This window comes from Stenotrophomonas sp. YJH_SMC_135 (assembly GCF_059372355.1).
Window position 1 is genome coordinate 1 of the sequence record NZ_JCAFVN010000005.1, and the last position, 15,076, is coordinate 15,076.

The window sequence follows — 15,076 nt, forward strand, 5'->3', positions numbered from 1 at the left end:
CCCTGGTGAAATTAGCGCTGTGGAACCACCCGATCCCATCCCGAACTCGGAAGTGAAACGCAGCTGCGCCGATGGTAGTGTGGCTCAAGCCATGCGAGAGTAGGTCATCGCCAGGGTTTACACCCAAAACCCCGCTGCTCATGCAGCGGGGTTTTTCTTTGTGCGCAGGAAATCCCGGTAGTGCCGGCCGCTGGCCGGCAATCCGATGGCGTTGCATTGCCCGGTAGATCCACGCCATGCGTAAGTGCTCCGCGAGGGGCATGGCGCCAACCAGGGTTGGCCGCTACCAATCGATTGCCGGCCAGCGGCCGGCGCTATCGGCAGATCCACACCAACCGTGGATGAGCCGCCGACGGTACGCAAAAGAAAAGCGGCGCCCCGTGGGGCGCCGCTCTGCTCTCAACAGTGCTCAGTCGAGCATGGCCCGACTTTACTTGGCCGGGACCTTGTCCTTCATCATCGCGTCGCGGGCTGCCTTGAACGGATTGCCTGCATACCAGTTCGGCCAACGATCGCCACCGGCCAGTTCCTTGCCCACGCCGTACATCAGCTGCAGGTCTTCGACGGTGCCGTCCAGCTTCCAGGTGGCGGCGTCGAACTCGTCCTTCGGGCCGTGGTAACGGTTGGCGCCGTAGTCCGCCGCCGCCTTGCGGCCCGCTTCCACGCCACCCTCGCGCAGGTCTTCGCCGCCATCGGCGTACAGGGCCGGCACACCCGCTTTTGCGAAGTTGAAGTGATCGGAGCGGAAGTAGAAGCCGCTCTGTACCGAGGTCTCACCGTGCAGGGTGCGGTCCTGGGCGGCGGCCAGCGGCTTGAGGATGTCCTCCAGCTCCGAGCTGCCGAAGCCGGTGACGGTCACGTCCTTGGCACGGCCGGCCACCGACATCGCATCGATGTTGATCACACCGGCGATCTTGTCCAGCGGGAAGGTCGGGTGGGCGACGTAGTACTTGGAACCCAGCAGGCCGGACTCTTCCAGGGTCACCGCCAGGAACACCACCGAACGCTCCGGCTTCGGCTCCTGGTGGGCCATGGCTTCGGCCACTTCGAGAATGCCAGCCACGCCGGTGGCGTTGTCGACCGCGCCGTTGTAGATGTTGTCGCCGGTCTCACCCTCATGCTTGCCCAGGTGGTCCCAGTGCGCCATGTACAGGACGGCCTCGTCAGCGCGCTTGCTGCCCGGCAGCACGCCGACCACGTTGCGCGACTGCTTCTGTGCGATCTGGCTCTTCAGGTCGACCGCAGCGGTGGCCTTCAGCGGCACTGGCTTGAAACCGCGCTTGCTGGCGTCCTTGTAGGCCTGGGCGAGGTCCAGGCCGGCACCGGCGAACAGCGCCTTGGCCGCGTCGGCGCTCAGCCAGCCCTGTACCGGGATGCGCGCTTCCGGGTCATCCTTGGCGGGCAGGTCGTACTGCGGGCCAGCCCAGGAATTCTTCACCACGTCCCAGCCGTAGGACGCGCCGGCGGTGTCGTGCACGATCAGCGCGGCGGCGGCGCCCTTGCGGGCGGCCTCCTCGAACTTGTAGGTCCAGCGGCCGTAGTAGGTCATGCGCTTGCCGTCGAACAGCTTCGCGTCGTCGACGTGGAAGCCCGGGTCGTTGACGAACATCACGACCGTCTTGCCCTTCCAGTCCTGACCGGCGTAGTCGTTCCACTTCTGCTCCGGCGCATCGACGCCATAGCCGACGAACACCAGGTCGCTGGCATCGACCTTCACCTCGGCCTGGCCGGTACGGGTGCCGACCACCATGTCGGTGCCGAACTTCAGTTCGGTGGTCTTGCCGCCCTGGGTGATCTTCAGCACGGTCGATTCATCGGCCGTGGTCTCGGTCATCGGCACATCCTGGAACCAGCTGTCGCCGTTGCCGGGCTGCAGGCCGATGCGCTGCATCTGGTCGCGGATGTAGTTGACCGTCAGTTCTTCGCCCTTGCTGCCCGGGGCGCGGCCTTCGAACTCATCCGAAGCCAGGGTCTTGACCATCTCGGCGAAGTCGCCGGCGTTGATCTCCGGTGAGAACTGATGGGCGGCCGGCTTCGCGGCAGCGGTATCGGTGGGCGGCGTGGCAGCCGGCGTGGATTCGCCTTTGCAGGCACTGAGCGCGGCCGCGGCGGCCAGGCACAGGAGGAGTTTGCGGGGCATCGTCGATTCCTGGAGAACAAAGGGCGGTCGCATCTCATGCGCGACCGGTAAACGCGAGTATCACCGAAGCGGCGGGTGCGACGGGTTCAGTCGGCCGGCGCGGTTTCGGTATCGAACGGGATCGGCTCGGCCCCGGTGACCGGGCCGATGCGTGCGGTGCGATGCACGTACAGCACCACCTCGCGCTCGAACTGCAGCGGCCCACTGACGACCGCGTTGGGGCCGATGATCACGCGCGGCTTGCGGCTGGCGGTGAGCGAGACACTGAAGTTCGGCTTGCGCACATGCACGCCGCCGTTGACCTGCGAACCGATGCCGACGGTGATGTCACCGTTGACGGTCTCGACGTCTTTGCCGACGCGGCTCTCGACCAGGCCGATGCCGCCGTTCACGGTCTCGACGCCGCCTTCGATCTGGCTGCCGCGATCAGTGAAGATGCTGCCGTTGACGGTGCTGACGCCACCGCTGGCGATCACTTCGCGACCCAGGCGGACACCGCCGTTGACCGTTTCGATCTTGCCGGTGCGTGCGCGGTCGGCAACCTTCACCCCGCCGTTGACGGTGTCGATGCTTCCGGTCTCGACGCCTTCGCCGACGCGGATGCCGCCGTTGACGGTGTCCAGCTTGCCGTAGCGTTGGCCGGGTTCGGCGCTGATGCTGCCGTTGACCTTGCTGATGTTCTCCTGGGCGCAGACCGGCCCGGTGACCAGCAGTACGCCCAACAGCAGCGGAATGGATAGAGTTTTCATGGGGACCTCGATGGATGTGCGGCTGGCAGGCCGCGTGCGGAGATGTCACCATTCCCCGGTACCCCCCGCAACTGCCTGAAGTCACTGGAAAGCCCTTGCGCGACAACGCCTTCCCATCACGCCGACATCACATCGCCGCCGTACGCGGCGGGCGCTGGCTGCTGCTGGGGCTGGCTATGGCGCTGGCCCTGCCCCTGCCGGGTGCTGCGCAGACCACCCGCGAGACCGAGCGCAAGCTGCAGAAGCTGCGTACCGAGCTGAAGGGCGTGGCGCAGGAGCGACGGCAGATCGAAGGGCAGCGTGGCCAGGCATCGCAACAGCTGCGCGAGGCCGACGAGAAGGTGGCACGCACCGGCCGTGCGCTTGCGCAGACCGAAGCGGCGCTGCGCGAGCAGGCCCAGGCCCTGGCCCAGGCCGAGCAGCGCCGCAGCAGCCTGCAAACCAACCTGGCCCAGCAGCACCGCGAACTGGCCGGCCTGCTGCGCGCGGCGTATCAGCTTGGCAATCACGCACCGCTGAAGCTGCTGTTGTCGCAGGACACGGTGGCCGATGCCAATCGCGCCCTGGCCTACCATCGTTACCTGCAGCGCGAACGAGCGCAGCGCATCACCACGCTCACCGCCGACCTGAAGGAACTGGAAGCGCTGCAGGCGCAGATCGCCGAGCGCAAGCAGAAGCTGCAGGGGGCGCAGCAGGACCAGAAGCAGCAGGCAGCGGCGCTGGCGGCCGACCGCCGTGACCGCGCGCAGACCGTGGCCTCGCTCGACGAACGCTTCAAGGACCGGCGCGAGAAGGAACAGGCACTGGGCCAGGATGCCAAGGCGCTGGAAACGCTGCTGGCCAATCTGCGTGCCGCTGCCGCACGGGCCGAAGCCGAGCGTCGCGCGGCGGCACGTCGAGCTGCTGCCGAAAAGGCCGCTGCCGAGCGGGCCGCACGCCAGGCGGCCGCACAGGGCCGGCCACCGCCGCCGGCAACCAAGGTTCCACCTGCGGTGGCGTCGGCACCGGCACCGAAGGTCGGCGGCCTGGGTTGGCCGTTGTCCGGCAACCTGCTGGCCCGCTATGGCGGCAAGCTGCCCGATGGCCGTACCAGCAGCGGCGTGCTGATCGGCGCGCCGGCCGGCAGCACCGTCACGGCCGTGGCCGACGGCACCGTGGTGTTCTCCGACTGGATGACCGGCTACGGCATGATCCTGATCGTCGACCACGGCAATGGCTACATGAGCCTGTATGCCCACAACGACACCCTGCTGAAGGATGCCGGCGCACGGGTCAGCCGCGGTGATGCGGTGGCCAAGGTCGGCAATTCCGGTGGCCAGGGCGTCACCGCGCTGTACTTCGAGCTGCGCCGTGGCGGGCAGCCGGTCAACCCGGACAGCTGGCTGCAGCGGCGCTGAATCCAGGCCTGCCGGATGCGGGTTGGATTCAACGGGAATTTAGCTGTGCTTCGCGCATAATCGGTGCATGTGCCTTGGGCACGATGCCAACGTCGACAGGAGTGATCCATGCGCGCAGCCCGTACCGCCACCCTCTTGCTGGCCCTGTTGCCAGCGCTGTCCTGGGCGCAGCAGACCGCGCCCGCCCCGAGCCAGGAAACCAGCGGGCAGGCAGCGAACAGCGAGGAGGCGGTGACCTCGAAGGTGCCGCTGGAGGACATCCGCCGTTTCGTGGCCGTGTACAACGCGGTGCGCGCCGCCTATGTCGATCCGGTCGATGACAAGAAGCTGATGCAGTCGGCCGTGCGTGGCCTGCTGCTCGACCTTGATCCGCACAGCACCTACTTCAACAAGGAAGACGCGCAGGCCTTCGACGAGCAGGCCAATGGTGCCTACGAGGGCATCGGCGTGGAGCTGCAGCAGCAGCCGGACAACGCCAGCATGAAGGTGATCGCGCCGATCGACGACACCCCGGCGGCCAAGGCCGGCATCCTCGCTGGTGACCTGATCATCGCCATCGACGGCAAGCCGATCAGTGCGATCGATGCCAGCGAGCCGCTGCGCGGCCCGGCCGGCAGCAAGGTGGTGCTGACCATCGTGCGCGAAGGCAAGCCCAAGCCGTTCGACGTGAGCCTCACCCGCCAGACCATCCGCGTGACCAGCGTGCGCAGCCGCCTGCTGGAACCCGGCTATGGCTACATCCGCCTGAGCACCTTCCAGGCCGATACCGGTTCGGACTTCCAGAAGCACGTGCAGCAGCTGCAGAAGCAGTCCGGTGGCCAGCTCAAGGGCCTGGTGCTGGACCTGCGCAGCAACCCGGGTGGCCTGCTGACCGCTGCCGTGCAGGTGGCCGATGATCTGCTCGACAAGGGCAACATCGTCAGCACCCGTGGCCGCATCAGCATCAGCGATGCACGATTCGACGCGACCCCGGGCGACCTGCTGAAGGGCGCACCGGTGGTCGTGCTGGCCGATGCCGGTTCGGCCAGTGCATCGGAAGTCCTGGCCGGCGCGCTGCGCGACAACAAGCGCGCGCGCGTGGTCGGCAGCCGCACCTTCGGCAAGGGCTCGGTGCAGACGGTGCTGCCGCTGGACAATGGCGATTCGGTGAAGCTGACCACCGCGCGCTATTACACGCCCAGCGGCAAGTCGATCCAGGCCACCGGTATCGTGCCGGACGTCGAACTGAAGCCCGCCGCCACGCCGGCCGAGGATGCACTGCCAGCCAGCCTGAGCGACTACAGCGAAGCGACCCTGCCGGGCCATCTGCGCGGCGATGACGAAGGCACGGAGGGCTACCACGCCGGTGCGGTGCTGCCGGGCGATGGCCCGATCAACGACGCGCTGGCCGAGCTGAAGAACCCAGGCTCGGTGGCCGCACGGTTGAAGGCCGAGGCCGCCAAGGCGGATGCGGCCAAGGCCGCGAAGGCCGCTGCGGCAAAGCCGGAAGCAAAGCCGGAAGCAAAGCCGGAAGCAAAGCCCGAACCCGTCCCGGCCAAGCCTTGATTTTGTAGAGTCGAGCCATGCTCGACTGATCTACGAACGAGCGGGTGAGCGTGGAGCCGGCCAGCGGCCGGCACTATCAGGGGTCAGAATCCGTGCCGCTTGCGCAGGCGGCGCGCGATCGCGGCGCGCACGTACACGCCATACACCACGCCGAACACGAAGCCGCCGATGTGCGCCCACCAGGCCACCATGCCGAAGCTGGGGCCGATATGGGCGAACACCACCTGCAGCGCGGCCCAGACGCCGATCAGCAGGTAGGCCGGGGCGCGCACGAACTCCAGGAACAGGCCCAGCGGGATCACCACGCCCAGCCGGGCACCGGGGAACAGGGCCAGATAGGCGCCGATCAGCGCCGACACCGCGCCGCTGGCGCCGATGATGATCTGGTCCGGGCTGCCCATGGTGTAGATCGCCACCAGGTTGGACACCGCGCCGCCTACCAGGAACAGCAGCAGCAACCGCCAGGGTCCCAGCACCCGCTCGGCGGGGAGGCCGAAGATCAGCAGGAACACCAGGTTGCCCAGCAGGTGCGACCAGTCGGCGTGCAGGAACAGCGCAGTGAACAGGCGCAGCACGCTGCCGTCCTGCAGGGTCGCCCACCAGTCCAGCGGACGGGTCAGGCCGGTGGACAGGGCGCCCCAGTCCAGCCAGAGACTGCCGCGGGCATCGTCCGGGCGCGAGATCGACCACAGGAATGCCAGCCACAATGACGCGAACAGCACGGGCGTGGCCCAGCGCAGGGCCGCCTTCTTGCGCGACGGGAGGGAGACGAACATGCCAATAGCCTAGCGTGCGGCCACGTTCGGTGGGGACGGTCCTGTTCAGCTTTTGAGACGAAAAAACCGCCTGCGCTGTTATTGTTTCATTAACAGCTCTGGGTAATACTCGCATACGGCGTCGTATGTCGGGAGGGGAATCCGGCGCGCTCCGAAGGGCTTCAGGGCCGGTCGGGCGCAGGCGCACTCAGAGCACCATCACCGCTTACCGGAGAGAGAGAACTACGATGCAAACCGCTTCCACCATTGCCCGACTGACCCTGCTGGCCGTCGGCGTTGCCGGTGCGCTGGCCGCTGCCGATGCCAATGCTGCCGCCTTCCAGCTGAAGGAAAACAGCGCCAAGGGCCTGGGCCGCGCGTTCGCCGGCTCCACCTCGACCGAAGGTGACGCCTCGGTCATCGCCACCAACCCGGCCTCCATGCGCCTGCTCGACGGCACCCTGGTCCAGGGCGACGTCAGCGCCATCAGCTTCGGCGCCAAGTTCCGCGGCCAGGGCAAGTACGCCAACGGCGCGCCGATTTCCGGTGGCAACGGCGGCGACGCCGGCATGATCGCCCCGGTTCCGGCCGCGTACTTCCACGTGCCGTTCGGCGAGAACGACAACATGCACTTCGGTGCTTCGCTGACCGTGCCGTTCGGCTTCAAGACCGAATACGACCGCGACTGGGTCGGCCGCTACAACGGCGTCAAGACCGAGCTGCAGGCCATCGACCTGGGCGTGGCGTTCTCCTATGACGTCAACCCGTACCTGTCGTTCGGTGCGTCGGTGTTCGCCGAGCGCCTGAACGTCGACCTGACCAGTGCTGTCGACACCGGCACCGCGATCAACGCCACTGCCCAGCGCACCGCTGCGGCGCGTGTGTTGGCTGCCGGCGGCACCGCAGCCCAGGCTGCGGCGGCCTCGCAGGCCGCTGCACGCCAGGCCGCCCAGCTCGGCTTCTCGCCGGGCACCGCCGATGGCTACCTGCGCATCAAGGGCGATGAAGTGTCGGTCGGCTACACCCTGGGCATGACGGTCACCCCGGTGGAAGGCACCAACATCGCGTTCAGCTACCGCTCGAAGGTCGAGCACAAGATCACCGACGGCAAGGCCGATTTCACCATCCCGCAGAATGCGGCGGCCTTCCTGGCCACTGCTGCCCCGGGTACCTTCATCGACAGCAACGGTCGCGCGACCATCACCCTGCCGGCCAGCGCCACCGTGGGCTTCACCCACCGTGTGAACGACCAGTGGCAGATCATGGCTGAAGTCACGCGCACCGCGTGGAGCAAGTTCGACCAGGTCGTCGTCGATTACGACTCCAACCAGCCGGACAGCGTGCTGCCGTTCCACTACCGTGACACCACCTTCGCGTCGATCGGTACCGATTTCCGCGTGAACGACAAGCTGACCCTGCGCGGCGGCCTGGCCTATGACCAGACCCCGACCACCGATGCCCACCGCGACGTGCGCGTGCCGGACACCACCCGCAAGTGGCTGTCGCTGGGCATGACCTACGCCGCTTCGGACAAGATGGAATACAGCGTGGGCTACACCCACCTGTTCACCAAGGATCCGAACATCACCTCGACCTCGGCCACCGGCAACACCGTGACCGGCAAGTACAAGGTCAGCGGCGACGTGCTGGCGGCTTCGATGCAGTACAAGTTCTGATTCGGGCGATTGCCTGAAGCAGTACGAAGGAGGCCCCGCGCAAGCGGGGCCTTTCTTTTTGTGGGGACGGGCCGGGGCGTCCACGCAGCGCACGGATCCACGACAATAGCGACATGAACCTGTCCGATCCGAACTTCCAGCTGGAGCTGGCTGCCAACATCGCCGTCGCCGGCTCGATCCTGCTGGCCGGCCGCAACAACGTGCACACCTGGTGGCTGGGCATCGTCGGCTGCGCCTTGTTTGCTGCCGTGTTCGAACGATCGCATCTGTATGCGGACATGGTGCTGCAGTTCTTCTTCATCGCCATCAGCGTGCTGGGCTGGTGGCAGTGGCTGCGTGGTGACCATGGCGCGCCGTTGCCGATCACTTCATTGCGGCCGCGCGCCTGGGCCTGGCTGGCGCCGCTGGCGGTAGTGGCCACGTTCGGCTACGGCTGGATGCTGACCCGCCTGACCAATGCCTATGCGCCGTACATCGATTCGGCGGTGCTGGTGTTGAGTGTGATCGCGCAGATCCTGATGATGCGACGCAAGCTGGAATCGTGGTGGCTATGGCTGCTGGTGAACACCGTTGCGGTGCCGCTCTACTACAGCCGAGGCCTGCACCTGACCTCGATCCTGTATGTGGGCTTCTGGATCAACGCGCTGGTGGCCTTGCGCCATTGGCGGCACCTGATGCGGGACGAGGCCAGGGCAGCCGATGCCGCTGCCTGAGCGCGTTGCACGCGGCCTGGTGGTGGGCAAGTTCTGCCCGCTGCATCTCGGCCATGAACGACTGATCGACTTCGCCGCCACGCGCTGCCAGCGGCTGCTGGTGATCGGCTGGTCGCGGCCGGGCTTTGCCGGCTACAGCGCTGCGCGCCGCGAGCGCTGGCTGCGTGCGCGTTTCCCGCAGGCCACGGTAGCGGTTCTTGACGACGCGCGACTGGCCGCATTGTGCACGCAGCATGGCTTGCCGGTGCGAGCGCTGCCGCAGGACAGTGATGACGAACAGGTGCAGCGTGACTTTACCGCCTGGCTGTGCCTGAACCTGTTCGGTGGGCCGGTGCAGGCGGTGTACACCGGTGAGGACTACGGTGACGGCTTCGCGCAGGCACTGGCCACGCACTTCGGTGCGCCGGTACGCCATGAGCGGCTCGAACGCGCATTGGACGTCGGGCAGGCCTGCGGCACCCAGCTGCGCAGCGATCCGCATGCGCATCGCCATGGGCTCGCACCGCAGGTGTATGCCGACCATGTACAGCGCGTGGCCTTCATCGGTGGCGAGTCCAGCGGCAAGACCACGCTGGCCCGCGTGCTGGCCGAGCGTCTGCAGACCGTCTGGGTGCCGGAGTATGGCCGCACGCTGTGGGAGCAGCGAGGCGGAGAGCTGACGCCGGGCGACCTGCTGCGCATCGCAATGACACAGCCACAGCACGAAGACGAGGCTGTGCGGCGTGCGCATCGCTGGCTGTTCTGCGATACCACGCCGCTGGTGACGCTGGGCTACAGCGGCTGGATGTTTGGCACGGCGCCGCAGCCGCTGCGGCAAGCGGCACGACGACGCTACGACCTGCTGTTCCTGTGCGCGCCGGATATTCCGTTTGACCAGGATGGCACGCGCGTGGGCAAAGCCTTCCGGACGCAGCAGCATGCGTGGTACCTGGAGCAGCTGCAGGCAGAGGGTGTCGAGCATGTGCTGCTGGAAGGCGATCTGGAGACGCGCATCGCACGCGTGCAGGGCGAGTTGGCGAAGCGGGCGGACAATCGGTTCAGTGTGGCCCAGCCTCTGTAGAGCCGAGCCCATGCTCGGCTCAGCAGGAACCCAAAGCACAAAAAACCCCGCGTTCGCGGGGTTTTTTGTTTACTGCATCAAGCAGGCGATCAGTCGCCCAGGGTCAGCAGCGAGGCGTTGCCGCCGGCGGCGGTGGTGTTCACCGTCACCGTCTTCTCGGTAGCGAAGCGCAGCAGGTAGTGCGGGCCGCCGGCCTTCGGGCCGGTGCCGGACAGGCCCTGGCCGCCGAACGGCTGCACGCCGACCACCGCGCCGATCTGGTTGCGGTTGACGTAGACGTTGCCGACGTGGACGCCGTTGCTGATGCGATCAACGGTCTCGTCGATGCGCGAATGCACGCCCAGGGTCAGGCCGTAGCCGGTGGCATTGATCTGGTCGATCACCGCGTCGAGCTGGTCGCCCTTCCAGCGGATCACGTGCAGGACCGGCCCGAAGATTTCCTTGTGCAGCTGGCCCAGGTCCTTCAGTTCATACGCGCGCGGTGCGAAGAAGGTGCCATTGGCCGCTTCGGCGGACAGCTCGGCGGCCGCGATCAGGCGCGCTTCGCGGTCCATGCGCTCGGCGTGGTCCTGCAGGATCTTCAGCGCGTCGGCGTCGATCACCGGGCCGACGTCGGTGGACAGCAGGCCCGGGTTGCCGACCTTCAGTTCCTTCATCGCGCCGGCCAGCATGGTCATCACCTTGTCGGCGATGTCGTCCTGCACGAACAGCACGCGCGCGGCCGAGCAACGCTGGCCGGCGGAGGTGAAGGCCGAACCGATCGCGTCCTTGACCAGCTGTTCCGGCAGCGCCGAGGAGTCGGCGATGAAGGCATTCTGGCCGCCGGTCTCGGCGATCAGCACACCGATGGCGGCGTCACGCGCGGCCATGGCGCGGTTGATCGCACGTGCGGTGTCGGTGGAGCCGGTGAAGGCCACGCCGGCCACGCGCGGGTCGGCGGTCAGTGCGGCACCGACGGTGGCGCCGTCGCCCGGCAGGTACTGCACCACCTCGGCCGGCACGCCAGCTTCGTGCAGCAGCTTCACCGCGTAGTAGCCGATCAGGTTGGTCTGTTCGGCCGGCTTGGCGATGACGCTGTTGCCGGCGGCCAGTGCAGCAGCGACCTGGCCCAGGAAGATCGCCAGCGGGAAGTTCCACGGGCTGATGCAGACGAACACGCCGCGGCCGTGCAGCTGCAGCTCGTTGGACTCACCGGTCGGGCTGGGCAGCTTCTCGGCGTGGCTGAACTGCTCGCGCGCCTGCTTGGCGTAGTAGCGCAGGAAGTCCACGGCTTCGCGCACTTCGGCGATGCTGTCGGGCAGGCTCTTGCCGGCTTCCTTCACGCACAGCGCCATGAACTCCGGCATGCGCGCTTCCAGCTGGTCGGCGGCGTGCTCGAGGATGGCGGCGCGGCTGGCGGCCGGGGTGCGGTTCCAGGCCGGCTGCGCGGCTACGGCATTCGCCAGCGCCTTCTGCACGGTGGCGGCATCGGCGGCCAGCCACTGGCCGACCACTTCGCGGGTGTCGGCCGGGTTGGTCACCGGCAGCGAGGCGCCGGCCGGGTTCGCACCCGGTACCAGCGGGGCGGCCTGCCACGGCTTCACGGCCGCGTTGAGCTGCTCGGCGAGGGCGCGCAGTTCGTTGTCGTTGGCGAGGTTGGCGCCCATGGAGTTCTTCCTGTCGTGGTTCTGGCTGCGCAGCAGGTCAACCGGCAGCGGGATCTTGGGATGCGGAATCGAAGCGAACGAGGCGACCATCTCGACCGGATCGCGGATCAGGTCGGCGATCGGCACGCGCTCATCGGTGATGCGGTTGACGAAGCTGGAGTTGGCGCCGTTTTCCAGCAGGCGGCGCACCAGGTACGGCAGCAGGTCTTCATGCGAACCGACCGGGGCGTACACGCGGCAGGGCAGGCCCAGGCGATCGGCCGGCACCACTTCGGCGTACAGGTCATCGCCCATGCCGTGCAGCTTCTGGTGCTCGTACACGCCACCGTTGGCGATGCTGCGCACCGCAGCGATGGTGTGCGCGTTGTGCGTGGCGAACATCGGGTAGATCGCGTCGGCATGGGTGAACAGGCGCTTGGCGCATGCCAGGTAGGACACGTCGGTGTTCTGCTTGCGGGTGAACACCGGGTAGCCCGGATAGCCTTCGATCTGCGCGCGCTTGATCTCGGCATCCCAATAGGCGCCCTTGACCAGGCGCACCTGCAGGCGGCGACCGGCGCGGCGCGCCATGTCGGCCAGGTGGTCGATCGTGTACGGCGTGCGCTTCTGGTAGGCCTGCACGACCACGCCGAAGCCGTCCCAGCCGGCCAGCGAGGCGTCGGAGAACACCTGCTCGATGATGTCCAGCGACAGTTCCAGGCGGTCGGACTCTTCGGCGTCGACGGTGCAGCCGATGCCGTAGCTCTTGGCCAGCTGCGCCAGCTCCAGCACGCCCGGCACCAGGTCCTTCAGCACGCGCTCGCGCTTGGCGTGCTCGTAGCGCGGGTACAGCGCTGACAGCTTAATCGAGATGCCCGGTGCGTTGTTGACGTCGCCATCCGGGCGGCCGCCGCGGGCCTTGTGATCACCGCCGATGGCGTGGATCGCGCGACGGTAGTCTTCCAGGTAGCGCAGCGCGTCCTTCATGGTCAGCGCGCCTTCGCCCAGCATGTCGAAGGAGTAGCGGTAGTTCGCGTTGTCGCCCTTGTGCGAGCGCGACAGCGCCTCGCTGATGGTGCGGCCCATGACGAACTGGTGGCCCATGATCTTCATCGCCTGGCGCACGGCCAGGCGCACCACCGGCTCACCGACGCGGCCGACCAGGCGCTTGAACGCGCTGGGCGCATCGGCGCGGGTGGCGTCGTTCATCTGTACCAGCTTGCCGGTCAGCATCAGGCCCCAGGTGGAGGCGTTGACCAGCACGGAATCGCTGCCGCCCAGGTGCTTTTCCCAGTCGGCATCGGCCAGCTTGTCGCGGATCAGCTTGTCGGCGGTGTCCTGGTCCGGAATGCGCAGCAGCGCTTCGGCCACGCACATCAGCAGCACGCCTTCTTCGCTGCCCAGGTCGTACTGGCGCATGAAGGCTTCGATCGCGCCCTGGTCCTTGGCACGCACGCGCACGCGGCCGACCAGGTCGGCGGCCAGCGCCTGCACCCTGGCCTGCTCGTCGGCCGGCAGCCGGGCCTGCGCCAGCAGCTCGCGGACGTGGCTGGCCTCGTCCTTCAACCAGGCATCGGTGATGGCCTGGCGGAACGGGTTGGGGGGCGCCGGCAGTTCCGGCGACAGCAGCACGCCGGGACGCTGGGCGTCGCTGGCGGCAGGGGAGGAGGAAGGTGCGTTCATGCCGGTCCGGCCAATGGAAAACTTGGCGATTTTAATCATTTTTGCGGGTTGCGGAAGTGCCCCACAGCCACCTTCGTGAAGGGCTGATAGCCCCTAACGGTGGTGTATTCAGCGTGTTCAGCAAGCCCGGCAATATTTGTGCTGAATTCGGCATTCGCGCCGCCGACCCCATGCTGTGTTGCAGCATGGGAAAAAGTGTGAATGCACCCTTGCTACCGGCGAGAGGGCGGGGCTACCATCGAGACGTTTCCCGCGGCAGGAACGCGGTTGCGACATGATCGAGGTGCTTCCAGCTCCGGATGGGTCAGGTACGCAGCTGCGGCTGCGTCCCCCACGGGCGCTCGATGCCCGGCAGTTCGTCCTGTTGTTCACCGTGTTGTCGGGTGCGATGTGGCTGGTGTCCGCCCTCGGGTGGTTGGCCGGCAATGCATTCGCCCCCCTGTTCGCGCTGCTGTACAGCCTGGTGCTGGCGGCGGCGCTGCGTGCCTTGTGGCGCAGCGGTGAACGGCAGGAGGAGATCCGGGTGGTGCCGGCGTACGTGGAGGTCATCCCCGTACCCGGTGGATCGCCGGTGTTCCGGGCCCACCCCCACTGGGTGCGCCTGCTCACCGACGATGAGAGGGTCCGGCTGGCATCCAGCGGCCGGCAGGTGGAGGTGGGGAGTTTCCTCGCGCCGGCCGAACGTCAGACGCTCGCAGAGACACTTGAAAGCTTGCTCGCCGCCAGCGATGGCGGCAACCGACGACGCTAAGGGTCTAGGCAATGAAGCAAAGCAGCAGGTGGGGCACGAAGTGCGTTGCAGTGGTCACCGCCATGGTGGCCGGGGGACTGATGCCGGCGTTGGCCTGGGCCCAGGCGGCCGATCCCAAGCCGTGGCAGCTGAACATGGGCAAGGGGGTGACCCAGACCTCGCGCCTGGCCTGGGAATCGAACAATCTCTCGTTGATCATCTGCACGGTGATCGGCGTCATCGTGTTCGGCGCGATGGCCTACGCCATCTTCAAGTTCCGCAAATCCAAGGGGGCAGTCGCCGCCACCTTCAGCCACAACACCAAGGCCGAGATCATCTGGACGGTGATCCCGGTGATCATCCTGATCGTGATGGCGTGGCCGGCCACGGCCAACCTGATCAAGATGTACGACACCCGCGATGCCGAGATGACGGTCAAGGTCACCGGCTACCAGTGGATGTGGAAGTACGAATACCTCGGCGAGAACGTCACCTTCACCAGCCGCCTGGACCGCGAGTCCGACCGCGTGCGGCAAAGTGGCATCGTGCCGACCCGTGAAAGCCATCCGCACTACCTGCTGGATGTCGACAACCGGCTGGTGCTGCCGGTCGACACCAAGGTGCGCTTCGTCATCACCTCCGACGACGTGATCCACGCCTGGTGGGTGCCGGCGCTGGGCTGGAAGCAGGATGCCATTCCCGGCTTCATCAACGAAGCCTGGACCAGCATCGAGCAGCCTGGCGTGTACCGCGGCCAGTGCGCCGAGCTGTGCGGCAAGGACCACGGCTTCATGCCGATCGTGGTCGAGGCGGTGTCCAAGGAGGAGTTCAAACAGTGGCTGGCGCAGCGCAAGCCGGCGCCGGCTGCCGCGCCGGCCACGCCTTCGGCACCTGCCGAACCGGCTGCACCGGCGGGCGAGGCGCCGGCTGCGCCTGCTGCTGCAGAAGCGGCCAGCGCACCTGCCACCGCAGCCAGCGGCGCGTGATGTAAAGCCCGCGGCCG

Annotated in this window: 11 protein-coding genes and 1 rRNA gene; 8 read left to right on the top strand and 4 right to left on the bottom strand. The window is 67.2% G+C overall.

What is annotated here, in order from left to right; translation table 11 throughout:
* Nucleotide 1 precedes the first annotated feature (1 nt).
* Nucleotides 2-116: ribosomal RNA gene (gene rrf, locus AC5P98_RS16540) — 5S ribosomal RNA — on the top strand.
* A 314-nt stretch (nt 117-430) separates the two neighbouring features.
* On the opposite strand, the gene AC5P98_RS16545 is transcribed toward rrf, so the two are convergent.
* Together AC5P98_RS16545 and AC5P98_RS16550 are read right to left on the bottom strand one after the other, a co-directional pair.
* Nucleotides 431-2,140: a M28 family metallopeptidase gene (locus AC5P98_RS16545; RefSeq protein WP_049408406.1), complete on the bottom strand. Its 1,710-nt coding sequence runs from the start codon at nt 2,138-2,140 to the stop codon at nt 431-433.
* 86 nt (nt 2,141-2,226) lie between these two features.
* A complete protein-coding gene (locus AC5P98_RS16550) occupies nt 2,227-2,889 on the bottom strand; it encodes a DUF4097 family beta strand repeat-containing protein (RefSeq protein WP_014645682.1) in 663 nt (220 codons plus the stop codon).
* Nucleotides 2,890-3,065: 176 nt separating this feature from the next.
* Here AC5P98_RS16550 and AC5P98_RS16555 point away from each other — a divergent pair, with 176 nt between their 5' ends.
* The gene (locus AC5P98_RS16555) at nt 3,066-4,286 is read left to right on the top strand and encodes a murein hydrolase activator EnvC family protein (RefSeq protein WP_257473507.1); all 1,221 of its coding nucleotides are present in this window, start codon (nt 3,066-3,068) and stop codon (nt 4,284-4,286) included.
* Between the two features lie 108 nt (nt 4,287-4,394).
* Nucleotides 4,395-5,831 carry a S41 family peptidase gene (locus AC5P98_RS16560; RefSeq protein ID WP_049408403.1) on the top strand — a complete coding sequence of 479 codons (1,437 nt, stop codon included), beginning with the start codon at nt 4,395-4,397 and terminating at the stop codon, nt 5,829-5,831.
* Nucleotides 5,832-5,914: 83 nt separating this feature from the next.
* Here AC5P98_RS16560 and AC5P98_RS16565 read toward each other — a convergent pair whose 3' ends face one another.
* Complete coding sequence (locus tag AC5P98_RS16565; protein WP_005414994.1) at nt 5,915-6,607, bottom strand: rhomboid family intramembrane serine protease; 693 nt, start codon at nt 6,605-6,607, stop codon at nt 5,915-5,917.
* 227 nt (nt 6,608-6,834) lie between these two features.
* On the opposite strand from AC5P98_RS16565, the gene AC5P98_RS16570 reads away from it, so the two are divergent.
* The 3 genes from AC5P98_RS16570 to AC5P98_RS16580 all read left to right on the top strand — a co-directional run bounded on the left by AC5P98_RS16570 (nt 6,835) and on the right by AC5P98_RS16580 (nt 10,035).
* Nucleotides 6,835-8,262 carry an outer membrane protein transport protein gene (locus AC5P98_RS16570; protein ID WP_049419231.1) on the top strand — a complete coding sequence of 476 codons (1,428 nt, stop codon included), beginning with the start codon at nt 6,835-6,837 and terminating at the stop codon, nt 8,260-8,262.
* 113 nt (nt 8,263-8,375) lie between these two features.
* A complete protein-coding gene (gene pnuC, locus AC5P98_RS16575) occupies nt 8,376-8,975 on the top strand; it encodes a nicotinamide riboside transporter PnuC (protein WP_049408399.1) in 600 nt (199 codons plus the stop codon).
* Nucleotides 8,962-10,035 carry an AAA family ATPase gene (locus tag AC5P98_RS16580; RefSeq protein WP_049408397.1) on the top strand — a complete coding sequence of 358 codons (1,074 nt, stop codon included), beginning with the start codon at nt 8,962-8,964 and terminating at the stop codon, nt 10,033-10,035. Before pnuC ends, AC5P98_RS16580 begins: the two co-directional genes overlap by 14 nt.
* An 89-nt stretch (nt 10,036-10,124) precedes the next feature.
* Here AC5P98_RS16580 and putA read toward each other — a convergent pair whose 3' ends face one another.
* Nucleotides 10,125-13,343 (bottom strand): bifunctional proline dehydrogenase/L-glutamate gamma-semialdehyde dehydrogenase PutA, encoded by a 3,219-nt coding sequence (gene putA / locus AC5P98_RS16585; protein WP_014645688.1) that lies wholly within the window; start codon nt 13,341-13,343, stop codon nt 10,125-10,127.
* A 274-nt stretch (nt 13,344-13,617) separates the two neighbouring features.
* Between putA and AC5P98_RS16590 the strand changes: the two genes are divergently transcribed.
* Nucleotides 13,618-14,094 (top strand): DUF2244 domain-containing protein, encoded by a 477-nt coding sequence (locus tag AC5P98_RS16590; RefSeq protein ID WP_004153894.1) that lies wholly within the window; start codon nt 13,618-13,620, stop codon nt 14,092-14,094.
* A gap of 11 nt (nt 14,095-14,105) precedes the next feature.
* The gene (gene coxB / locus AC5P98_RS16595; protein WP_049408390.1) at nt 14,106-15,059 is read left to right on the top strand and encodes a cytochrome c oxidase subunit II; all 954 of its coding nucleotides are present in this window, start codon (nt 14,106-14,108) and stop codon (nt 15,057-15,059) included.
* Nucleotides 15,060-15,076: the final 17 nt, after the last annotated feature.